Origin of the sequence: Treponema sp. TIM-1 (assembly GCF_046533115.1) — a bacterium.
In the GTDB taxonomy this organism is placed as follows: domain Bacteria; phylum Spirochaetota; class Spirochaetia; order Treponematales; family Breznakiellaceae; genus JAIRMO01.
This window is the reverse complement of the sequence record NZ_JAJQRC010000016.1, coordinates 25,562-44,379: the sequence shown is the minus strand read 5'-3', so window position 1 is coordinate 44,379 and position 18,818 is coordinate 25,562. Positions and strand designations below refer to the sequence as shown.

At 53.9% G+C, this 18,818-nt stretch carries 16 protein-coding genes; 9 read left to right on the top strand and 7 right to left on the bottom strand.

The features are described from left to right. Nucleotides 1-26: 26 nt before the first annotated feature. On the top strand, nucleotides 27-563 hold the full coding sequence (locus LQZ21_RS08220; protein WP_411043801.1) for an epoxyqueuosine reductase QueH: 537 nt from the start codon (nucleotides 27-29) through the stop codon (nucleotides 561-563). Between the two features lie 132 nt (nucleotides 564-695). On the opposite strand, the gene LQZ21_RS08215 is transcribed toward LQZ21_RS08220, so the two are convergent. The 5 genes from LQZ21_RS08215 to LQZ21_RS08195 form a co-directional block, all read right to left on the bottom strand. Then, nucleotides 696-1,226 (bottom strand): hypothetical protein, encoded by a 531-nt coding sequence (locus tag LQZ21_RS08215; protein WP_411043800.1) that lies wholly within the window; start codon nucleotides 1,224-1,226, stop codon nucleotides 696-698. Nucleotides 1,227-1,298: 72 nt separating this feature from the next. Then, nucleotides 1,299-2,063, bottom strand: a complete 765-nt coding sequence (locus LQZ21_RS08210) for an SDR family oxidoreductase (protein ID WP_411043799.1) — start codon at nucleotides 2,061-2,063, stop codon at nucleotides 1,299-1,301. 150 nt (nucleotides 2,064-2,213) lie between these two features. Beyond that, entirely contained in the window at nucleotides 2,214-3,422 is a 1,209-nt protein-coding gene (locus LQZ21_RS08205; RefSeq protein WP_411043798.1) for a SpoIIE family protein phosphatase, read from the bottom strand. Beyond that, nucleotides 3,415-5,121 (bottom strand): [Fe-Fe] hydrogenase large subunit C-terminal domain-containing protein, encoded by a 1,707-nt coding sequence (locus LQZ21_RS08200; RefSeq protein WP_411043797.1) that lies wholly within the window; start codon nucleotides 5,119-5,121, stop codon nucleotides 3,415-3,417. Before LQZ21_RS08200 ends, LQZ21_RS08205 begins: the two co-directional genes overlap by 8 nt. A gap of 229 nt (nucleotides 5,122-5,350) precedes the next feature. Next, entirely contained in the window at nucleotides 5,351-6,541 is a 1,191-nt protein-coding gene (locus LQZ21_RS08195; protein ID WP_411043796.1) for an iron-containing alcohol dehydrogenase, read from the bottom strand. A gap of 403 nt (nucleotides 6,542-6,944) precedes the next feature. Here LQZ21_RS08195 and LQZ21_RS08190 point away from each other — a divergent pair, with 403 nt between their 5' ends. Beyond that, nucleotides 6,945-7,814 carry an Rpn family recombination-promoting nuclease/putative transposase gene (locus tag LQZ21_RS08190; protein WP_411043795.1) on the top strand — a complete coding sequence of 290 codons (870 nt, stop codon included), beginning with the start codon at nucleotides 6,945-6,947 and terminating at the stop codon, nucleotides 7,812-7,814. A gap of 88 nt (nucleotides 7,815-7,902) precedes the next feature. On the opposite strand, the gene LQZ21_RS08185 is transcribed toward LQZ21_RS08190, so the two are convergent. After that, a complete protein-coding gene (locus LQZ21_RS08185) occupies nucleotides 7,903-9,936 on the bottom strand; it encodes a DNA topoisomerase IV subunit B (protein WP_411043794.1) in 2,034 nt (677 codons plus the stop codon). Continuing rightward, nucleotides 9,920-11,032, bottom strand: coding sequence for a hypothetical protein (locus LQZ21_RS08180; protein WP_411043793.1), 1,113 nt, complete (start codon nucleotides 11,030-11,032; stop codon nucleotides 9,920-9,922). The genes LQZ21_RS08185 and LQZ21_RS08180 overlap by 17 nt, the downstream gene beginning before the upstream one ends. Nucleotides 11,033-11,125: 93 nt before the next feature. Here LQZ21_RS08180 and fusA point away from each other — a divergent pair, with 93 nt between their 5' ends. From fusA to LQZ21_RS08145, 7 genes are all read left to right on the top strand, one after another. Beyond that, nucleotides 11,126-13,207: an elongation factor G gene (gene fusA / locus LQZ21_RS08175; protein WP_411043792.1), complete on the top strand. Its 2,082-nt coding sequence runs from the start codon at nucleotides 11,126-11,128 to the stop codon at nucleotides 13,205-13,207. A 519-nt stretch (nucleotides 13,208-13,726) separates the two neighbouring features. Then, on the top strand, nucleotides 13,727-14,947 hold the full coding sequence (locus LQZ21_RS08170) for an ABC transporter permease (RefSeq protein WP_411043791.1): 1,221 nt from the start codon (nucleotides 13,727-13,729) through the stop codon (nucleotides 14,945-14,947). Nucleotides 14,948-15,207: 260 nt separating this feature from the next. Next, a complete protein-coding gene (locus LQZ21_RS08165) occupies nucleotides 15,208-16,419 on the top strand; it encodes an ABC transporter permease (protein WP_411043790.1) in 1,212 nt (403 codons plus the stop codon). Next, nucleotides 16,419-17,093, top strand: coding sequence for an ABC transporter ATP-binding protein (locus LQZ21_RS08160; protein WP_411043789.1), 675 nt, complete (start codon nucleotides 16,419-16,421; stop codon nucleotides 17,091-17,093). The genes LQZ21_RS08165 and LQZ21_RS08160 overlap by 1 nt, the downstream gene beginning before the upstream one ends. 13 nt (nucleotides 17,094-17,106) lie before the next feature. Beyond that, a complete protein-coding gene (locus tag LQZ21_RS08155) occupies nucleotides 17,107-17,667 on the top strand; it encodes an RNA polymerase sigma factor (RefSeq protein ID WP_411043788.1) in 561 nt (186 codons plus the stop codon). A 46-nt stretch (nucleotides 17,668-17,713) separates the two neighbouring features. After that, entirely contained in the window at nucleotides 17,714-18,142 is a 429-nt protein-coding gene (locus tag LQZ21_RS08150; RefSeq protein WP_411043787.1) for a hypothetical protein, read from the top strand. Between the two features lie 211 nt (nucleotides 18,143-18,353). Then, nucleotides 18,354-18,812: a hypothetical protein gene (locus LQZ21_RS08145; RefSeq protein WP_411043786.1), complete on the top strand. Its 459-nt coding sequence runs from the start codon at nucleotides 18,354-18,356 to the stop codon at nucleotides 18,810-18,812. Nucleotides 18,813-18,818: the final 6 nt, after the last annotated feature.

The following is an 18,818-nucleotide window of genomic DNA, read 5'->3' as shown; positions in this document are numbered from 1 at the left end:
AGAATATGTCATATAATAAGATTTCTATGAAAGTACTCCTCCATAGCTGCTGTGCCCCCTGTTCGGTAAATTGTGTGGAAAACCTCCTGGGCGAAGGGGTTACGCCGGTATTATTCTGGTATAACCCCAATATTCACCCTGTTACCGAGTACCGGAGCAGAAAAGAGACCCTGATCGGCTTTGCCGGGGACCGGAATTTGGACCTTATCATAGCGGATGAATACGGTCTGCGGCCCTTTATTCAGGGAATTTATCCTGATTTTGACCGGCGATGCGCCTTTTGCTACCGTCTGCGGCTGGAAAAAACCGTCCGTTACGGGGCGGAACAGGGTTTTACCTGCTTCAGCACCACCCTGCTCATCAGCCCCTACCAGGACCACGACCTTATCCGGGAAACCGCCCAGGCCCTGGCAGTACAATACGGGATGACCTTTGTTTACCGGGATTGGCGGCCCCTGTTCCGTCAGGGCCGGGAAACCGCCCGGAACCTGGGTCTCTATATGCAAAAATACTGCGGCTGCATCTTCAGCGAGGAAGATCGGTACGCCGGCTCCAACCGGTAATTGGGCTGATAGGGAATTAAGAGAGGAGGGAGGAGTTAGGAGAGAGGCGTGAGGAAGAACGAACCACTCCTCATTCCTAACTCCTAACTCTTTATTTCTCTGTGGGACCGTTTTAAGTCCGGAGAACCGGCGCTATTTTGCGACTGCTTTTTTTACCACCGTTCCGATGCCCACGCAGCCCAGGATGATGAGGGTGCCTCCCACCAGGGTTTCGGCCATCCAGATCAGGGGCAGCGGCAGCTTCGCAAGGAGTTCCGGTACGGTGTCGGATTTATATCCGAGGGTGCCCGCCAAAAAGAACAGAAAAGCGAAGGAGTTAAAAAATTTTGGCAGAACACCGAGCAGCAGTACGATAAGCCCCACAAAGATCAAAACAAAGACCACCACACCGGCAAAGCGGGCCGCCTCCCCAAAGAGCGGCAGCCAGATCAGGGGTATAAAAACGAGATTGAGAAGCAGGCAGCTCAATTCCCCGAGGGCGCCGCCCAATACGATATGGCCGGTTTTCTCCCGCTCCTGTTCGGCAAGAAAAAATGAAACCATGCAGAGCATGACCGGCCATGCCGGAAGTTTAAGCACAAAACACAGCACCTCGGCGATGGCAATCAGGGGTAACAGCAGGGCGCAGGTCAACAGATTCCCTTTGTTAAAAATCTTTTCCATAAAATAATCCTCCAGTAGTTCGTGATGATAGGAAAGCGGGGGCCATACCCCAGGGCTTGCCGGGGTTCGTCATTAAATTGCTGTCCAGCCGCCGTCGACGGAGAGCAGTTGGCCCGTGGTATAGCTGGATGCGTCGGAGGCAAAATAGATGACGGCGCCATCCAATTCCCCTGCGTTACCCGGGCGGCCCATGGGACAATAGGTTTTAACGACATTGATAAAATTGGGATTGCTCATGACGGCGTCGGTCATTTCCGAGGCGAAATACGCCGGGCCGATAGCGTTAACGGTGATGTTGTATTTTGCCCACTCGGTCGCCAGGGCTTTGGTCAGCAGCAATACGCCGCCTTTTGAGGTGCAATAGGCGTTTAAGGTGCTGGTGGCCATGGCCACGCTGCTGTGGATGGAACCGATATTGATGATCTTGCCGTACTTTTGTTCGATCATAACTTTGCCGACTTCCCGGGCGACAAAATACACGCTGTTCAGGTTGGTATCGATGACCGCGTTCCAGTCATCGTCGGACTGGGATTCGGCGGGATTTGACCGGGCAGTACCCGCGTTATTCACCAAAATGTCGATCCGGCCGTAATGTTCTTTGACCTTGGCGACCACCGCCTTTATTTCGTCATTTTTCAATACATCGCATTTAAGGGCAAGACAGCGCACCCCGAGCCCTTCAATAACTTTCTTGACTTCATCAAGCCGTTCCTGCCTTCTGGCCAGTATGGCCAGATTCGCACCCTGAGCTGCCAGGGCCTTTGCAAATTGAACGCCCAGTCCCGAGGAAGCGCCGGTTACCACCGCTACCTTACCTTTTAAATCAAAAATACCCATATTTTTCCTTCCTTATGGTGTAAAATATAATAAGTTAATATATACTAACTTATTTGCAACCTTGTCAACCCGCATACGTGACCGTAAACGGGCATCCCCCCTCTTTTCACTTCTTACGCGCTCCCTACAACTCCTGTCTCCTCCCGCAATTTAAAAGTAACTCACCTTTATCCGCTTTCCCATTTCTTTTAAACATGCTGCGAGTTCGTCAATTAAACGCATCTTGATACTGAACGAAATGGGCAGGTTCGGATTTTGATGGGCCGGATTAACGGCCTTGCCCACATAAAAATTAATGTCCGTGGCTTCCTCAAAGAGGAGCCGGGCAATTTCAGAGGCCCCGTCTCTTCCGGCACTCCATTGGACATAAGCGCCGCTGCCTTCGATATAATCCCGGGCGTATTCCAGCACCTTGTGGATGGTGAGGATCCCCTCGGTAACCAGGTCCACCCCGCTGATTTTCGCGGTGGGGGGAATCTCCGGGTCGCTATGAAGCGGAAGCCCCGTCTCCAGGGGCTTTCCCAAAAATTTCGCCGCCAGCGCCGACGTGGTTCCCCCGCAGATTATGTGTTTTCCTTCCTTGGAAAAAAAGAGGCTCATCATTTTGGGAACATCCGCGGGGCTCACGGGAGGTCCGATAAGCAGGTTGATGGGCCGCCGCTGCCGGATCTTCATGGTGCAGATCGTGGTATCGTCGCCGGGCTCACCGCCGTAGAGGGAATAACATTTGTCCAGCAATAGGGAGCTTAAGGTTTTGGCGGTATACTCCCGGTTATAGACCCCTTCCACAAAGGTTATGATGTTTTCCCGCCGCCAGCCCAGGTTGAGGCTCCGGCCCACCCCGGCGTAGACGGCCCCGTCGCTCATGGCGATAAGGGTGTCGTCTTCCTCCAATTTGATTCGGGTTTTGTAAATGGTTTTCTGTCCGGAGGAAGGGCCGCCGGAGCTTGTATCGCCGCCGATGGTTTGAACGGTTTTGGGATACTCGAAATTTTTTCCCTGCCGGAGCAGGATCACCGGGGGGTTGTCGTACTGGATAATCTCCGCGTCATGGTTATCCGCAATACGGATGACGGTAAAGGTGGAATAGGCGATCTGCCGCTCCTTGCAGACGGGCAGGGTAGCGGCGATGGTTTCCACACAGTCCTCCACGGTAAGGGAATTGGCCATCATGGTGGAGATAATTTTGGCGGTCAGCGTGGAGAGGATATTGGCCTTCACCCCGCTCCCCAGACCATCGGCCAGGACCATCACCGTCAGTTTTTCTTCCGGGGATACAATTTCCACATGATCGCCGCAGAGTTGTTCGCCGTACTTGTTGAAATTCACAAAACCCATATCAGTACAAAGCTCATTCACCGGTAAGGCCCTCCTTGAGTTTGGTTAAGGCAACCCTGGTTTCCGCCGTGGTCTCCCCCAGGAGGGAGGCGATCTCCTGTACCGTCCGCATTTGTTTTTCAATCACCCTATCGGCGATCTCCATGGTCTTGCGGTTAAATTCTTCCTTTGCCGCTTTTCGGGCCGCCTCATCGGTAACATCCCGCATGATGCCGATGATAATGTGGTAGCTCTTGTCGTAGATAATGGTCTGGTCGATATACTTTTTATAATCCGCCAGGTATACCCGCTGGTTGTAGATGTTTTTTTCCTGCCGGCACACTTCGATAAACGGCATGGGGTCCAAAACCCGGACCACCTGATCCCCCAATATGTCCGGAGGGCTTATGTTGAGAAGCCGGCAGGCAGCGGCGTTTATCTGCTGAACCTCCAGGACCTCGTTAAGCACCACAATCCCGTTGGGGGTATTGGTAATGATGTTCTCGGAAAAAGATTCGGCCCGCTCTTTCAGATAGGGAAGGCACATGGTTAACGTCGCTTTGCCTTCCAGCACCGCCAGGGCTTTTTCCCGGCAGGTATTATAACCGCAGCTTCCGCAGTTTAATTCATGCTCCGGTTTTGTCTTTCCCAATTTGCGGAGCACCTCCTCAATGGCCCCCGCGCCCAGATGGATCCGGCGCGGCGAAAGGGAAACGAATTTTTTATCCAGGGTTTGGCTTGAGTAGGTCTGGGTCTCAAAATCATTTTTGCCCGCATAGCGCAGGACATTTATATAATCCCGTACCGGGGAATATTCTTTCCGCTCCATTACCGGCCCCCCAACACAACTCCCCGCACAGGCGGACATCTCGATAAAACATTTCTTTGGTTTTTCCCGGATCAGATCCTCAATGGCGCGGATACAGTTATCGATCCCGTCTACGGACAGGTAGGCATACCGGGGATTTTCCTTTGCCATGGTTCGGAGTATACCCCCGGCGGTGGGAAACAGCCGGGCAAGGCCCCGGCCCGGCGCTTCGCCGGTTTTCGGCTCCCGGTTTTCGGTTTCCCCGGCGGCTTCGTCCAGGCTGATATTTTTCTGTTCCAGCCAGCGGGACAGTTCTCTGAAGGTGAGGACCTGGTCCACAAAGCCCGTATACATTTCAGCCTCGCTCTTTTTGGAAATGCAGGGGCCGATAAATATGGTCTTGGCTTCGGGATAGCGGCGCTTCAGATCCATACTGTGGGCCAGCATGGGGGAAAGCACCGGGGCCAGGAAGGGCAGGGCCCCGGGATAATATTTTTGGATCAAAAGATTCACGCTGTGGCAGCAAGAACTGATGATCACCTCATGGGTTTCGTTCTTAAGCAGGGCATCGTATTGCCGCTTCACCATGGTGGCGCCGATGGCGGTTTCCTCAACCCCGGTAAAGCCCAGCTTTTTCAAAGCCCGCTCCATGGCGTCCAGGTTCCGGCCGCCGTAGTTCGCCGTAAAGGAGGGGGCCAAACTGGCATACACCGGGCCCCCGTTTTCGATCAGGGCCTGGGCAGCCCCCAGATCATCCCGAATCTCCTTGGCCTGCTGGGGACAGGTAACAAAGCAATTTCCGCAGGAGATACAGTCATCGGCCACAATATGGGCCTGGTTATCGGCAAAACGTATGGACTTTACCGGACAATGGCGTATGCATTTGTAACAGTTCTTACAGTCCGAAGTTTTTAAGGTTATATACTCAGTCATTTTATCCGTACCTTGTAAACACAAATATACCCACGCGAAATATAAGCCTTTTACCCCAAAGGCGCCGGAGAGCATTAGGAACTGTTCAAGAATAAAATGCGATGCATTTTATTCTAATTGCTTACGCAATAACGAAATAACTTACCCTTTTGGGCAAGTTATTTTTGAACAGTTCCTTATGCATGAAGGGGGACTGCCGCCATTACCCTGGGGCAGTCCCCGCTTATGCTTAGAAATCTACCTCGGTATTGTAGAAGCAGCAGCGCAGCAGTTTTGCCATTTCCGCCGGGGTAATCTTTCGGGGATTTGAACCGGTACAGGCATCTCCTACGGCAAGCTCCGCAACTTTGGGTAGTTTGTCCAGGAATTCTTTTTCATTAATGATGCCCCCTTCGTAGTCCTTAATTCCGCCGGGAATATCCAGGGCGTTATTGAGGGTTTTGATATGGTTAATAAGGGAGGCAACCCCCTCGCCGGCGGTTTTCGCGGGGAGGGCTATAAACCGGGCAATCTCGGCATACCTATCCGCCGCGGCCTTTTCTTTGGCGTTGTATTGGATCACCTTGGGAAGATACATGGCATTGGCACAGCCGTGGACAATATGACCGCCCGAATAGGCCGCCCCGGTTTTATGCGCCATGGAATGAACAATTCCGAGCAGGGCATTACTAAAGGCCATCCCCGCCAGGCACTGGGCATTGTGCATTTTTGCCCGGGCGTCGGCGTCCCCTTTATAAGATGCGGTAACATTTTCACCTATCATCTTGATGGCGTGGAGTGCAAGGGGATCCGTAAAATCGCAGTGCAGGGTAGAAACATAGGCTTCAATGGCATGGGTAATGGCATCCATCCCCGTATGGGCCGTAAGTTTTGGGGGCATGGTCAGGGCAAGATCGGGATCGATAATCGCCACGTCCGGGGTGATGTTAAAATCTGCCAGGGGATATTTAATACCCTTGGCGTAATCGGTGATCACCGAAAAGGCGGTAACCTCCGTAGCGGTTCCCGATGTCGAAGGAATGGCGCAAAATTTTGCCTTGGTACGCAGGGTGGGAAAATTGAACGGTATGGTCAGGGCCTCAAAGGTGGTATCCGGGTATTCATAAAAAGCCCACATGGCCTTGGCGGCATCAATCGGGGAACCGCCCCCTATGGATACGATCCAGTCGGGGTTAAAGGCCCGCATTGCTTCGGCGCCCTTCAGCACCGTTTCCACCGACGGGTCCGGTTCTACGCCCTCAAACAGGGCTACCTCCATGCCGGCTTCCTTTAAATACGCTACGGTTCTGTCCAAAAAGCCGAAGCGTTTCATGCTTCCGCCGCCGACCACCACTATCGCTTTTTTGCCCTTAAGGGTTTTAAGGGTCTCCAGAGTCCCCTTACCATGATACAGATCCCGGGGAAGGGTAAATCTTGCCATAACCGGCCTCCTCATACTAATTATAGATAATCCCCCTTATGCGGAGGAAATCTCTCAATTAAAAATATTTTTATGGAATATAAATTTGAAATAATGTCATAGAATTTTCCATTTTCATTATATCACCTTTTATATCGATATAATTTTATCTATACCATAACGATATAATTTTATCAAATACAAAAAGAAATGTCCAGTAGATTTTTTAAAATTTTTGTAAAAAAAAACGAAAAAATGCGGAAAAATTGGGCGGCCACCCGGGACGCGCTTTCCACATTACGGATGAACGGGATGACAATGGAAGGAACGGTCCGGGTGCCCTGCATGGGTTAGCTTTACAAAACCGGTACTATTGGATATTATTATAGGCATAGATGGTTATATCCCCAAGAGAAGGTGCCCGATGACGAAAGAGCGGCTCAATCCCCTCAATGACTATTTGTTTCTCAAAATCATGGGCGAAAAGGGGGACGAGGAACAACTGTGTGCCTTTCTCAATGCCGTACTGGGGCGGAAGGGACAGGATGCCCTTGCATCGGTGGAAATAATCGAGAACAAGACGATCACCGCCGAGGTGGTGGGAGACAAAAGCAGTATTCTGGATGTCCGGGCCCGGACCTGCCGGGGGGAACGGGCCAATATAGAGGTCCAGCTGCGCAATCTGGGGAACATGGACCGGCGGAGCCTGTTTTACTGGAGCCTTGAGTTTTCCCGGGGGATGGAAGCGGGGAAGGATTACCGGGACGCGCCGAATGTGATAGCCATCAATATTGTGAACTACGAGTTTCTGGTCCAGGTGCCGGCGTTTCACACGAGTTTTCATATATGGGAAGACACCTACCGGGATATATTACTGACGGATGCGCTGGAGATACACTTTATCGATATGGTAAAGTTCCGGCGGCTGGGGGAAAAGGACATTCGGAACGACCCATTGCATCGGTGGCTGACGTGGTTTGACCAAAAGAGTCCGCAGCCGCTGGTGGAGGAGATAATCAAGATGGATACGGCGATACGGAAAGCGGAAGAAAAGATGGTATATGTATCAAGTGACAAAGAGGCGCTGCGGGCATACCAGATGCGGGAGCTGGCCCTGTCCGACTGGACCAGCGGGCTTAACCACGCCCGGGAAGAAGGTATGCGGAAGGGCAGACAGGAAGGCAGACAGGAAAATATGCAGGAAATTGCAAAAGCTCTGAAAGCTCTCGGGGACCCTGTCGAAAAAATAGCGGTGGTTACCGGGCTTTCCGTTGAGGATATAGCAAAATTGTGATGGATGCGGCGATACGGAAGTTGGTATTGGATACTTTTTAGCTGTTATAGCCTACTAATACACCGTAATACCTAAAACTTTACCATTTCTATCCGGCGTCGTCTATCAGATTTTTCATGATATACTCCCGGCGCTCGGGGGTATTTTTGCCCATATAAAAGCTCAGGACCTTGGGAACCGCCTTGAGGGTATTCACCGATACCGGAACCAGGCGTATATCATCCCCGATAAACTGGCCGAACTCCCTGGGGCTTATCTCCCCCAAACCCTTAAACCGGGTCACTTCGCTTTGGGCGCCCAGGGCTTTGACCGTTTCGTCCCGTTCCTTTTCATTGTAGCAGTACCGGGTCTCTTTCTTGGTCCGCACCCGGAAGAGGGGGGTCTCCAGAATATACACCCGGCCGCCGGTAACCAGTTCCTCAAAATAGGAAAGGAAAAAGGTCATGAGGAGGTTCCTGATATGGAAACCGTCAAAGTCCGCATCGGTGGCGATCACCACCCGGGCGTACCGGAGGCCCGAGACATCGTTTTCGATCCCCAGGGCCATCATCATATTGTAGAGTTCCGCGTTTTTATAGATCGCCGCCCGTTTTTTGTCGAACATATTCTCGATCTTGCCCCGGAGGCTGAATATGGCCTGGGTCATCACGTCCCTGCTGGAAACCATGGACCCCGCGGCGGAATCCCCCTCGGTGATAAAGATCGTCGAATTTTGGCCCAGCAGCCCGTCATCCAGGTGGTACTTACAGTCCTTGAGTTTGGGAATCTTCAGGGCTATCTTTTTCGCCGCTTCCCGGGCTTCTTTTTTAACCGTGTTAAGCTCGGTCCGCAGTTTTTCATTGGCGATGATCTTCAGTTCCAGGGCTTTTGCCCCTTCGGGGTTTTTATGGAGCCAGTCTTCCACCGCCTCCTTCACCGCCTGGACTATCCAGGTCCGGATGTCCGAGTTCCCCAGCTTGTTTTTGGTCTGGCTCTCAAAAACCGGGCTCTTCAACTTCACCGCCACCGTGGCAATCGTCCCCTCGCGGATATCCTCGCTGCGATAATCCTTCTTGAAAAAAGTCTGGATCCCCTTGAGGAACCCTTCCTTAAAGGCGGAAAGATGGGTTCCCCCGTCGGAGGTGTATTGGCCGTTCACAAAGGAGAAGTATTCCTCCCCGTAGTTATTGGTATGGGTAAAGGCGAATTCGATCCGATCCCCCTTGAAATACCCAATGGGGTAGAGCCCGTCCTCCCCGGTTTCTTCTTCCAAAAGATCGAAAAGCCCCCGTTTGGACAGGTAGGATTTGCCGTTAAACATCAGGGTCAGCCCGGTATTCAGGTAGGTGTAGTTGAGAATCCGCCGTTCGATAAATTCGGGGTTGAACTGGTAGTCCCCAAAGATCTCCCTGTCCGGGGTGAACTCCACATAGGTACCGTCCCTCTGTTTGGTTTTGAGTTTTCCCATGCGGCTGCTCACCAGGACCCCCCGCTCAAAGACCGCCTCCGCCCCCTCGCCGCCCCGGAAGGCCGCCACCCGGAAGTGGGAGGACAGGGCGTTTACCGCCTTGGTCCCCACCCCGTTGAGGCCCACGGAGAATTGGAACACATCGTCGTTGTACTTGGCCCCGGTGTTGATCACCGAGACGCATTCCACCAGTTTCCCCAAGGGGATGCCCCGGCCGTAATCCCGGACCTTGACCATGGCGGTCCCCGGCTGCCCATCGTCCTTTACCTCCACATCAATGACCGCCCCGTTTCCCATGATAAACTCGTCGATGCCGTTATCGATGACCTCCTTGAGGAGGACGTAGATCCCGTCATCGGGGTTGGAGCCGTCCCCCAGGCGGCCGATATACATGCCGGTCCGCAGGCGTATATGCTCCAGGGAGGAAAGGGTTTTGATCTTCGACTCATCGTATACCCCTTCGCCCTGGACGCTGCCTTGGGTAGTACCCTGAGCGCTTTTTACCGGGGCGGCTTCCTTGGGGGGGGCGCTTTTTTTATTCCCCCCGGCGGGCCCTGCTTTTTTCACTATTTTTTCCAGGGGCGGGGCTTTTTTCTCCATTTTTGCCGGGGCCGGGGCCGTTTTCCCCGCTTTTTTGATTGTTCCGGCAGCTTTTTTATCAGTTTTTGGTGCCATAAGCCTCTATTTTTTTCAACTCCTCAATATGTTGTTTCGCCCCGTGGATCCGTTCTTCCAGACCCGCAATGGCTTTTTCCGCTGCAACAATACGGCCGCGGTGACCCGATAGGGCCTTTTCCATCCTGGCAATGGCGGCCTGTTCCGCATCAATGGCCAGGGAGGCCGTAATTTTTTCAATCCGGGTTTCGATATCCTCGATATAATTCCGGGTTTCCGCTATTTTTTGAAGAAGCAGCCGGTCATCCTGATCAAACGCCGCCTCCCATTCCCCGCTCCGCGCTTTTTCCAGGGCAAGCTCCCCGTATTTACCGGCTGCCTCCCGGAACTCATTTTTTAAGCGGCGTATCTTTTTTTCCAGGGCCCGGATTCGCTTTACCGGCCCCCCCTGGATATTGAGGGTATGGGCGATCCCCCGCCGCTCCTCCTGTAAGCGGTCCGACTCGGCCCGCAGGGTCTCCGCCTGTTTCTCCAGGTCCCTGATTTCCTCCAGGAAACGATCCGGTTCCCCGCTTCCCGCGGGCTGCCCCTGCTGCTGGCGGGCAAATTTTTCCCCGGCGGTCTCGTACACCAGCCGCAGGGCGGACCGGGTTTTCTCCAGGGAAGAACGGAGCAGCAGGGACTGGGTATTTCTGCCCAGTTGGACCAGTATATTGGCCGGATCCTTCCCCGTAAGCCCCTCCATACGGTCCTCCAGGGAGCTAACCTTATCCCGCAGGGTAGTAAGCTGCCGCCTGAGGGGTTCGGTAAACTCCCCCGGGGCATCATCCTCCAAAACCCATTCCCCCAGGCCGTAGTAGAGCCGTCCCAGGCCCTGCCTGACCTGGGAGAGGGCCTGTTCGTTACGGGCCGCGGCCTCATCAAGCTGCCCGAGCCGGACAAGCTCTTCCTGGATGGTCCCGATAAGCGCCTGGGAATCAGCGGTTTCCTGTTGGATCCGCCGGTATTCCCCGAAAAGCCCTTCGGCGTCCCCTTCCCCGGTTTTCATGCGGGATAACAGGGATTTTCCCAGATCTTCCCGCATCAACGCCATCGACCGGAGCTCCGCCTGCTTTTTCTGTTCCAGGTCCTTGATATTTTTTTGTCTTTCTTCCATATTTTTACTATAATCAATGGTATTTTTCTTGACAATCCGGCAAGACCGTTCCATCATAGTCTTAATAGGATTGTACTTCAAGGAGAAGCTGCAATGAGTTACACCACGGATCTGATAAAAAACGTATCCATCGCCGGTCATGGTGGGACCGGAAAAACGACCCTGTTTGAGCGCTTGCTTTTTGCGGGGGGGGTTATTCCCCGGGCGGAAACGGTAGAATCGGGAAAAACCGTTGGAGATTCCACTCCCGAAGAAATCGAGCGAAAGATTTCTATCCACACCGCCTTGGCCCATATTGAGCGAAACGGTAAGAAGATCAACCTCTTTGATACTCCCGGTTCTTCGGATTTTATTGGGGATGTGATCCTCAGTTTCCGGGCGTCGGAATTCGCCCTCCTTACGGTGGACGGCCGCGCGGGGGTTCAGATCGAAACCATCAAACTATGGCGGAATTTGGAGGGGCGGGAGAAACCCCGGGGGATTTTTATCACCAAGTTGGATGATGAACGGGGAAATTTCCAAACTACCCTGGATGATATCCGGGAAAAATTTAAAATTACCCCGGTATCCCTGACGATTCCCATGGGCAGCGGCGCCGCCTATCAGGGGGTTATCGATGTCCTCAATGAAAAGGCCTATTTTGCCCAGGGGGACGCCCTTGAAAAGGAGGGGGCCATCCCCGCCGAATATGCCGAAGCCGTGGCCGCCGCCCGGGAACGGCTGATCGAAGCCGCCGCGGAGGGGGACGATTCCCTTATGGAGAAGTACATCGATAAGGGTTCCCTGGACGCCGAGGAAATGCACCGGGGGCTGATTGAAGCCCTGGCGGAACACAAATTCGTCCCCGCCTTTACCGGGGTGGCCGTAAAAAATTCCGGGCTCATCCCCCTGCTGGATTTTATCGCCGATATAGGCCCCAACCCCAAAACAGCCCGGGATATTTCCCGGGAGGAGGACGGGACCCAAAAGGACATCCCCATAGACCCGGATAAACCCATGGCCGCCCTGGTGATCAAGACCAGCTATGACCAGTTTTCGGGGAAACTCTCCTGGATCAAGGTGATCCGGGGCAAGCTTGCGGCGGATACCGAAGCCCAAAACGTTTCGGAGAACAAAAAGGAACGGATAGGCAAGATCTATACCTGTCAGGGCAAGAAGCTTGAGGAAATCCGGGAACTTTACGCGGGGGATGTGGGGATCATCTCCAAATCCGCCACCCTTAAAACCAACGATACCCTTTCCGACGGCGGCGGCATCAACTTCTTGCCCCTCCGGCTTCCCGAACCGGTCCATTCCGTGGCGGTTAATGCCGCCGCGAAAAAGGACGATGACAAATTGGGGGAATTCCTCGTCCGGGCTGCCGAGGAGGATAAGACCTTCCGCTACCAGTATAATACGGAAACCAAGGAAACGGTGATCTCCGGCATGGGGGAACTCCAGGTAACTATCATTCTGGACAAGATCAAGCAAAACCAGAAAATTGAGGTGGAGACCCATGTGCCCCATGTGGCCTACCGGGAAACGATCACCAAAAAGGCGGGGGCCGAATATACCCACAAAAAGCAAACCGGCGGCCACGGCCAGTACGGCAAGGTGCTTTTGGAGATCGCCCCCCTGCCCCGGGGGGGAAACTACCAGTTTATCAACGCCATTTTCGGCGGGGCCATACCGAAGAACTACATCCCCGGCGTCGAGAAGGGGGTCCTGGAGGGGATGGCCGCCGGGACCATGGCGGGGTATCCCGTGGTGGATGTGGAAGTAAAGGTTGTGGACGGGAAATACCACCCGGTGGATTCCTCGGAACTGGCCTTTAAATTGGCCGCCCGGAACGCCTTCCGGGAAGCCATGCGCCAGGCCGCCCCCACCCTCCTGGAACCGATCATGAACCTGACGGTTATTGTGGAGGACAAATACCTGGGGGACGTGATGTCCGACCTGTCGGGAAAACGGGGTAAAATCCAGGGCCAAGCCTCAGTCGGGGGCGGGATTGAGGAAATTAAGGCCCAGGTTCCCCAGGCGGAGTTGCTGCGGTATTCCATCGATCTACGGTCCATCACCAGCGGGACCGGGTCTTTCAGCGTTGAATTCGACCACTACGCCCCCATCTCCGGCAAGATCGCCGAGGACGTGATCAAGGCGGCCCAGGCCTTCCGGGTGCAGGAAGCTGAAGACTAGCATAAAACCATCGCCGGTGGAAGTCCGGGCTTTTTTGACCTTGTGAGCATATAAGCCTGCGGTGTAACTGACTAAAACGCCGCAAAAAGGAGGCGCCGGGGTTGTTCCCCAAGAAGAACAACCCCGGTTTTTTATCTGGCTCCAGGTACCAAATGAAGAAATTCACCACGAAGGCCAAAGAAGAGACAGAGAAGAGAATTCACCACAAAGGCGCATAAGGCGAAGAAGGAAGGAATAATAAAGAGTCTGTCCCTATTCTGAGGCTTTCTCCCTACTCTTAATTTTTCTTTGCGATTTCAGGGCTAAATTTCAAAACATTCCTCTCTCCTCTCTTCCTAACTCTTCTTCGCCTTCTTCGCCTTCGTGGTGAATTTCTTACTATTGTTCGTGAGGTTCGTGTAGTTCGTGGTTAAACTTCCTAGATATGCGGCGCCAAATCCCGTCTTGACAAGGCTTTCTCCCTGCGGTTATCCTGAATCCGTAATAGTTACTTTGGACTAACAAATGCGGAGAACCATAATGAAGCGAAGAACCTTGAGTACCGGGATGCTGTCGCTGGAAAATTTAAAGGCCCGGCCGGTCCGGACCGCCTGTCTGGTGATAGTCGTGGCAATTTTGGCCTTTACCCTTTTTGGCGGGTCTATTCTTTCGTTAAATCTCCGTCAGGGGCTGGCCACGATGACCCGGCGTTTTGGGGCGGATCTGATGGTGGTCCCGGAAGGAGCGTCCGGAAAGGCCCAATCCATACTGCTTCGGGGGGAGATCAGCTATTTTTATTTTGATGATGCGATTGTCGATAGGGTCGCCCGGACCGAAGGCGTGGCCTGCGCCTCGCCCCAATTTTTTCTGACCTCCCTGTCGGAGGGGTGCTGCGACGCCATGGTACAGCTTATCGCCTACGACCCTGCAACCGATTTTGTGGTACAGCCCTGGATGGCCGAAAAGTACCGCGGCTCCGTGGAAAACGGGCAGGTGGTGGTGGGCAGCCGGATCACGGTCCGTACCGACGGTACCATCAAGCTTTTGGGGCACCACTATCCGGTGGCGGCGCGGCTTTCACGAAGCGCCAGCGGGCTGGACACCTCGGTTTTTATGACCATGGATACCATGCGGCTGCTTATCAACCGCGCCCAGGCGGCGGGCTACGATTTTCTGGCAAAACAGAAAAACGAAATGAACCAGGGTGCGGTCTCGGCGGTTTTGGCGAAAATCGACTCCTCGACCCCGCCGGCGCGGCTCGCCCAGGCCATACGGCAGGAAAACGCCGGGGTGGATGTGGTGGTCTCACAAAGCGTATTTTCCAGTATCGCCGCGGCCCTGGCAGGATTGGTAGCGTATATCCAGCTTTTTTCCGTGATCCTTTGGGTACTGGCGCTTATCGTGCTGGCGGCGGTGTTTTCCGGTTCCATCCACGAACGGAAGAAGGAATTCGCCCTGCTGCGGATTCTGGGGGCCACCCGAAAGAAGCTGGCCGGTATGATACTAAGCGAATCGGCCCTGGCCGCCCTTATTGGCAGCGCCGTGGGTATTACGTTGGCCAGTATCGTGATTTTCCCCTTCAGTACCCTGATCAGCGAGCGGCTGGAGCTGCCCTACCTGGACGCGCCGCTGCTCAATAGTATCCCCCTGGTCCTGGGAAGCCTCGTCCTCTCGGTTCTGGTGGGGCCCCTGGCTTCCCTCTATGCGGCGCTGCGGATCAGCGGGGCTGAGACCTATTTTACCATGCGGGAGGGGGAGTGATGGTATATCGCCCAGCAATTCTCAGTTTCAACAAAAGACAAGAAAAAAAACCACGAACCTCACAAACCTCACGAACATCACAAACTTTTAGGACAGGTCCTTCGGTTTTTTTGAATCCGTTCGTGTCTGTTCGAGTGGTTCGTGGTTATTTTAAGCTGCGAATTACTGTATATTGCCCGGCATCGCTTGACAAAAATCCTGGTGGGTTATAAGATATTCCTACTAAAACTATCGAATAGATAATCTAAGGAAAACCTACCATGAAGAAGAGAATTTTGGATACCGGCGCGCTCTCGCTGGAAAATCTCAAGGCCAAACCGGTTCGTACCGCCTGTCTGGTGGTGGTGACTGCGATCCTTGCCTTTACCCTGTTCGGCGGTTCCCTCCTGGCCCTGAACCTTCGCGAGGGATTAGCCACCATGACCAAACGTTTTGGGGCGGATCTGATGGTGGTTCCCGCGGGGACCTCTGAAAAGGCCCAGTCCTTATTGCTCCAGGGAGGGGCCGATTATTTTTATTTTAACGCCGGCATTGCCGATAAAATCGCCGAAACCAAGGGTATAGCCTGCGCCTCACCCCAATTTTTCCTTTCCTCCCTTTCCACCGAATGCTGCGACGCCGCGGTACAGCTTATCGCCTATGATCCGGAGACGGATTTTGTGGTCCGGCCCTGGATTGCGGAGAAACACAGCGCCACGGTGGAAGACGGGCAGGTGGTGGTGGGCAGCCGGATTTCGCTTCGTGCCAACGGCACCATTCAACTGTTCAACCACGAGTATCCGGTAGCGGCCCAGCTTTCCACCAGCGCCAGCGGTTTTGACACTTCCATTTTTATGACCATGAATACCATGCGTTCCCTCATCGACCGGGCCCATGCGGAAAAATACAATTTTATCGCGGACCAGCAGGGGGACGAAATAATTTCCGCGGTTTTAGCCAAGGTGGAGCCCTCGGCAGTTCCCTCGGTGGTTGCCTATACGATACGGCGGGAAAACAGCGATGTGGAAGTGCTGGTTTCCCAGGGTATTTTTTCCACCCTCGCCGCCGCACTCACGGGCCTGGTTTCCTATATCCATATTTTTTCCGCGGTACTGTGGATCCTGGCGGTCATCGTGCTGACGGCGGTGTTTTCCGGCTCCATCCATGAACGGAAGCGGGAATTCGCCCTGCTGCGGATCCTCGGGGCCACGAGGAAGAAGCTTGTCGGCATCGTGTTAAGCGAATCCTCCCTTGCCGGGATTGCCGGCGGCAGCGCGGGGATCATCCTCGCGGGCCTTGTGGTTTTCCCCTTCAGTACCCTGATCAGCGAGCGGCTTGAGCTGCCCTACCTGGACGCGCCGCTGCTCAATAGTATCCCCCTGGTCCTGGGAAGCCTTGTGCTCTCGGTCCTGGTGGGGCCCCTGGCTTCCCTCTATTCGGCGTTCCGAATCAGCAGGGCGGAAACCTATTTTACCTTACGGGAGGGTGAGTGATGGAACTTCTTGAACTGAAGGAGCTTACCAAAGAGTATCAGCGCGGGGGCCGGGCCTTTAACGCGGTAAACCGCGTGAGCCTTTCGGTCGAACCCGGGGATTTTATCAGCATCATCGGCCGTTCGGGCAGCGGGAAAACCACCCTGCTCAATATGGGTGCGGGGCTGCTCCACCCGACCCATGGCTCGGTGCTCTTTGAGGGAAAGGACATCTACGGCTTCAAGGACAAGGATATTTCGTTTTTTAGAAACAAAAAAATCGGCTATGTTCCCCAGGGGCAAAGCCTGCTTTCAAATTTTACCGTTTTCGACAATGTCTGCATTCCCTGGTTTCTGTTTAAGCGCGAGGGGGATGTGGAGGGAAGGGCCTTTATCCTGCTGGAGAAGGTGGGGATAAGCCACCTGGCCGCCTCGTATCCCAAAGAACTGTCCGGCGGGGAAATGCGGCGGGCGGCTATTGCCCGGGCCCTTATCAACGAGCCCCGGCTCCTTATCGCCGATGAACCCACCAGCGATCTGGACGTGGAAACCACGGCGGAGATTATGGGCCTGTTCAGCCGTATTGCCCAGGAAGGGACCGCGGTACTCATCGTGACCCATGAACTTGATACCCTGGATTACGGTAATAAAACCTATTCGATGGACGCGGGGAACCTCTTGCCCCATACCGCCTGAAACCCCGCCTGCCATGGGACTCAGCGTTGATCAGGAATCCGCGTTTAACGGCATCGTCACGCAGTATTATGAAAAGATATTCAAATTCTGCGCTTACACGCTGGGCGGTAACCTGAGCTTTGCCGAGGATTGTACCCAGGATATTTTCCTCATCCTCTATGAGAACATGGCCAGGCTCAAAGACTATGACAAAATAGGCGGCTGGCTGTATAAAACCGCGGGCCATATCTCCAAACAGTACGCCGCCTCGATGCGGAAGGATCGTAAAAGATTTGCCGTGCCCTTCGGGAGTCCCGGGGACGGGGAAGCGCCGGTGGACAGGATCATCGCCGAAAGCATAAAAAGCGAGGAAACGCGGATTGCCGAAGAAAAGGCCATAGACCGCGCCGCCGCCGTGATTGGGCAGCGGCTCAAGCCGAAGGACGAACAGATTCTGGAGCTTGCCTTCCGGCAAAAACAGCCGCTGAAAGAAGTCGCGGCCCGGCTCAATATAAGCCTCAGCGCGGCAAAGTCACGGACCAGCAGGCTGCGGCAAAAAATAAGCGCCCTGGCCAGGGAATTGCTGGCGGAATGACGCAACTTTTCGTAAAAACGGTGAGTTATACTATGGAGGGCGGATAATGGAAAAACAAGGCGTGCGGGATTCCCTTATCGATTATATAGCATCGGAATTGAAAAAAGACGCGGACCACCTTGACGGCGATTTCATTGACCGCAAAATAGACGAATTATACGCCCTGGACGGCCGCTCCCCGCCGAAACTAAGCGATGAGGCGCTGGCCGCCGCCGCCCGGACGGTCCGCTCCCGTGCTGCCTGGAGGGGCCGGAATATACGGGTGAAACAGGAGGCGCAAAAACGCCGGTTTACCCGTTGGGCTATGGCAGCCTGTTTTGTGTTTATTTTTTTCTTCTCCGTCAACTATGTGACCATCCGGGTAACCGGTTCCTGCCTTCCCGCTAAAGTCGGCATCAATATCTGCTGTGGAACAAACTACTGCGTCTGCGACACCGCAAAACCGGAAGTGGAAAACCAGCCCCACCTCAAATAAGTAACAAAAAAATGCGACCTTTTACGGTTCTTCCGAGTAAATATATGGGATTGATAAAACAATTCCATAATTTTGGGGGAACTGCGGCCATGATTTTGCCGTTGGCAAGGTTTGCGTTCATACGCCTTCTATAAATTCCTATTATTTTTGGTAAAGACGTGTATGGCCGGCGGTTCCCTTGATTTTTAAAAGTTTTTTGAGGAGAAATAGGATGAAAAAAGAATTTATCTCTATGCCCGCCCTGGTAGGGTTACTGCTCAGTATGATGGTCTTGGCCTCCTGCGCCACCACCGGACAGGCTAGCTACGAGGAACTCGCCGCCCAGGGTGTGGATGTATTCGCGGGGAAAAACTGGAACGCCCCCGAACATGACAATATGCATGACCGCTGGGAATTCAGCACCGATGGTACGTTCCACTTCTGGCACGTCCATCACGGTGAACCCCTTGACCGGGGGGTGTACCGCTACGAGGCCAAAGACGGAACCCTCACCGTAACCAAAGAGGGAACCACGGAAGGCGCCGTCTATACCTATGGGTTCAGCGGCAAAACCGTTACCCTGACGCCGGTGAAGCATGGGGGTGGGGAGCATGAAGCGGCGGATGCGGGGGAACACCATGGCATGGGGGCCCTTCCGGAAGCGCCGGTTACCTTTACCTATGCGCCGTAAAAATTA